We start from the raw sequence: 4,070 nt of genomic DNA, 5'->3' as shown, positions 1-4,070 counted from the left end.
TTTTTGCAAATTTGAAGCCATTAGCGACCCGAGCGCCGCGCAAAAGGCGGAGTTTAAGCAAAGCGTAGCTAAAATCTGCCCGCAAATTTTAGAAATTTGGGAAATTTAGGCGCTATTTGCGGCGCCTAAATTTAATCGCAAAACAGGAGCAACGATGAAATTTATCGCATATTACGACTCGCCGCTTGGTAAAATCACGCTCGCGGGCGATGAGGCGGGGCTTTGCGGACTGTGGTTCGAGGGCGAGAAATACTACGCGCACGCCCTCACGGCAAGCGGCGCAGACGACAAATTCTACGTGCGCGATTTTGCGGCAAAAACAGATGCCGCTGCAGGAGAGTGTTGCTGCGAGAAAGGCCGTGCGCTAGAGGCGAAAAGCGGTGCGGATAAAAGCGTATCGCGTCCGATCTGCTCGCAAAAGAGCAGCACGCCGCGAGCGAAACACAGCGCGATTTTGCGGCGCTGAAAAAGAGCAAAAAGAGCAAAAAGAGCGATATTGCGGCAGAAGCGGCAAGCGGCGCGGACTTAAAATTCTGCGCACACACACTTATAGAGAGCGAAAAATTCTTCACGCGCGGTTTTGCAGTTAAAGACACGGGCAAAAAATCTCGCGCGACCAATCTTTCGGTGCAAGGCGGGAGCGGAAAATTCTGCGCGAACGAGCAAAGCGCAGACTTCGAGGAGAAAAATCTGGCCGTTTTCGATCAAACTAGGCGCTAGCTCGATCTGTATTTTAGCGGACGCGAGCCGGGTTTTACGCCCGCTCTAAATCCCGCGGGCTCGGCGTTTAGGCGCGTCGTGTGGGAGATTTTGCTTAAAATTCCATACGGCAAAACCACGACCTACGGGCAGATCGCGCGCGAAATCGCCGCAGCACGCGGGCTAGCGAAGATGTCCGCGCAAGCCGTGGGCGGCGCCGTAGGGCACAACGAAATCTCGATCATCATCCCCTGCCACCGCGTCGTAGGCACGCACGGCAGCCTCACGGGCTACGCGGGCGGCATCGATAGAAAAATAAAGCTGCTGCAGCCAGGGGGCGTCGATATGCGAGGGCTTTTCACGCCCGCCAAAGGCACCGCTTTATGAGGCGGCGCGGTAAAATTTGAAAGATAGCAAATTTTAATGTTTGCGCCAAATTGCGATAGAAGCGATGGAATTTAAACTATCCGTCCATGCGGCGCACGCAAGATAGACGCAAGCGGCGATAAAATTTAAATCCGAGGGCTGGTAGCGTCCTAAAATTAGACATTATCGGGAGCCCGAATCCTGCGGGGCGTAAATAATGCTACGCCGCCTTAAAATTTTAACCGCAACGCCGCAAGTTTAAAATTTTATGTCGCGATACTCGGCTCATCGATACCGACACAAGCGAAAGTCGCGATTAAATTTAAAACCAAAGCGAGTTTCGTTCATCAAATTTCAACCGTAATTTAGCGCGATAAATTTAAACCGAGATTCGCGTACAAAGCTCGCAAGCGTCAAGCACAAAACTTGCGTCTCTAAATTTTAAAAGGCAGCTCGGCTTGCCGAAGCGGCGCGACGCCGTAAAATTTCAATCTCAATGCGTCGCTCTAAACGAATCGGTAAAATTTCACCGATCTATAGAATCGTAAATTTTAAAGCTCAAACCAACCGAGCTTTTAAATAAAATTTTGCGGCCCATGAGGGTTTTATTAATAGTTCTGTTTGAGCGGAGTAAATTTAAAATTTCGCCCATTAGCCGTTCAATAAAATTTTATCGCAAAAACCCACCTAAAAATGGGGAAAACCCGCTATAATCTTGAAAAAATTATGGAGCGCTTTTTGGAAAAATTTCTACTCTTCGCCGCGATCTTACTCATCGCAAGCATCGTGCTTAACAAGATCTCGGGCAAATTCGGACTTCCTTCACTCATCGTATTTTTGGCAGTGGGGATGCTCGCGGGCTCGGACGGGCTTTTACGCATCGATTTTACGAGCCACCGCATCACTCAAGACGTCGGCATGATCGCGCTTATTTATATTTTATATGCGGGCGGGCTCGATACTAATTTAAAATCGATCCGCCCGGTAATGGCTAGCGGCATCATCTTAGCGACGCTCGGGGTGGTGGTTACCGCATGCGCGACGGCGGTTTTGGTTAAAATTCTACTCGGCTTCAGCTGGCTTGAAGCGCTACTTTTAGGCGCTATCATCTCTTCTACAGACGCTGCGGCGGTCTTTGCGATACTGCGCGCCAAAGGAATTTCGCTAAAAAACAATCTCGGTCCGCTATTAGAGCTCGAATCCGGTAGCAACGACCCGATGACGATCTTTTTGACCGTCACGATCATCCAGATCATCTCGCTAAACCAAAGCCCGAGCGCGATCGATATGCTGACGCTGCTAATCAAGCAATTTTTTATCGGCGGGCTTATGGGATACACCTTCGGTAGGGCGCTGCCGTCGATTTTCAATAGATTAAGGCTGGAGCATTGGGGGTTGTATCCGGTGTTTTCGATGGCGTGGGTGGCGCTACTTTTTACGCTGTGTATGAAGCTCGGCGGCAACGGCTACATCGCCGTTTACGTCGCGGGAATGTTCGTCAATAAGCGAGAGTTTGCACACAAGAAAAACCTCATCGGCTTTCACGACGGCATAGCATGGACGATGCAGATCACGGTATTTATCACGCTGGGGCTTTTGGTTTTCCCGTCCGAGCTGCCCGCCGTCGCGCTTATGGGCTTTGTAACGGCGCTGTGGCTGATGTTTGTCGCACGACCTTTGGGGGTATTCATATCGCTTGCGTTCTCTAAATACAGCAAGAAAGAGAAGGTCTTTATCTCATGGGTCGGACTTCGCGGCGTCGTGCCTATCGTGCTTGCGACCTATCCATACGCCGCGGGGATCGAGCACGTGGGGCTTATCTTCAACACCGTCTTTTTCATGGTTCTAATCTCGGTGCTGATACAGGGAATGAGCCTGGAGCGCGCCGCGGATAGATGCGGCGTACGCGAGCCGCCGGAGCCGGAGAGCGCGGAGCCCAATTCGAATATGCCGATCTTTTATCGCACGCTGCGCCAGTACACCGTGGATCCCGGCTGTATGCTAATCGATAAAATTTTAGCCGAGCTTGAGCTGCCGGAGGATTTCCTCGTCATCCTGATCAGGCGGCACGGCGAATACATCAAACCTACCGGCTCGACGGTCTTGCAAGAGGGCGATCTGCTGCTTGTCCACTGCGATGAGGAGAGCGTATACAACGCGGTTTTGAAGGGCTTCGAGGCGCCTAAAGCGTAAGCTCGCGGGGTGGAGTTGCAGCGCAAAAATTTTAGTTTAGCGCGGAGTCCGCTTATTTCGGGTTTGACAGAAAGCGTCCGAATCCGATATTTGGTACCGCTACGACGGCGAGTCGGCTTATTTCGGTTCTCGCGGAGCCGCATTATTTCAGTTTGGCGTAGAATTGTCTTATTTAAATTTAGCGCCAGTCTTTTACGGCGCGCCTACCTTTCACGCAGACTTGCCTTTTGCGTGGGCTTGCCGTTAGGCTGCTTGCGACTAGAACGCTATGCTTGAAAGCTTATTATTGCAAATGCGATTTGGGATAGTACAGCTGCTTAAATTTGGACGATTTTGGAATTTTGGCTGCGTAAAATTTGGCTCAAAACATCGTGCGCTTACGCTATGCAGGTTTTATATTTTGAAATTTGGTCTACATGGAATTTAAAATTTTATCGGTTTTATAAAATTCCTAGATTTAAAAGCGGATTTAAATCTTACGGCTCTGAAATTACGTAAAACGGCAAATTTGAAACTCAATGGAGTAAATTTACACGCGAGATCAGTCAAGAGGAAAAGCTCGCCTACCTTAGGTTCCAAACTCCATAGGAGTAAATTTACATGCTTACAAAATGGACTCACGATATGGGCGACAGCTAGTCTCAAACTCCAACGGAGGAATTTAAATTTCACTGCTCTTACGACGCAATATCGAAATGTCGTATTTCGAATCACTGCGACCGCAAAAGCTTACAGCCTTTAAATTTGACGTTTTTAAAGCGGTCCGCTTCACCACTCCCAGCGGTGCTTTTTCATACGGGCGCGCTCGCCTC

Annotated in this window: 2 protein-coding genes and 1 pseudogene; all 3 read left to right on the top strand. The window is 49.6% G+C overall.

What is annotated here, in order from left to right; genetic code table 11:
* Positions 1-154 precede the first annotated feature (154 nt).
* Positions 155-466 carry a hypothetical protein gene (locus tag Q0340_RS07135; protein ID WP_298082738.1) on the top strand — a complete coding sequence of 104 codons (312 nt, stop codon included), beginning with the start codon at positions 155-157 and terminating at the stop codon, positions 464-466.
* A gap of 218 nt (positions 467-684) precedes the next feature.
* Positions 685-1,086: pseudogene (locus Q0340_RS07130) on the top strand (methylated-DNA--[protein]-cysteine S-methyltransferase); the annotation flags it as partial.
* A gap of 717 nt (positions 1,087-1,803) precedes the next feature.
* Positions 1,804-3,258, top strand: a complete 1,455-nt coding sequence (locus Q0340_RS07125) for a potassium/proton antiporter (RefSeq protein WP_298082736.1) — start codon at positions 1,804-1,806, stop codon at positions 3,256-3,258.
* Positions 3,259-4,070: the final 812 nt, after the last annotated feature.

Origin of the sequence: uncultured Campylobacter sp. (genome assembly GCF_938045595.1) — a bacterium.
GTDB lineage: Bacteria > Campylobacterota > Campylobacteria > Campylobacterales > Campylobacteraceae > Campylobacter_B.
This window is presented reverse-complemented; position numbering and strand designations above follow the sequence as displayed.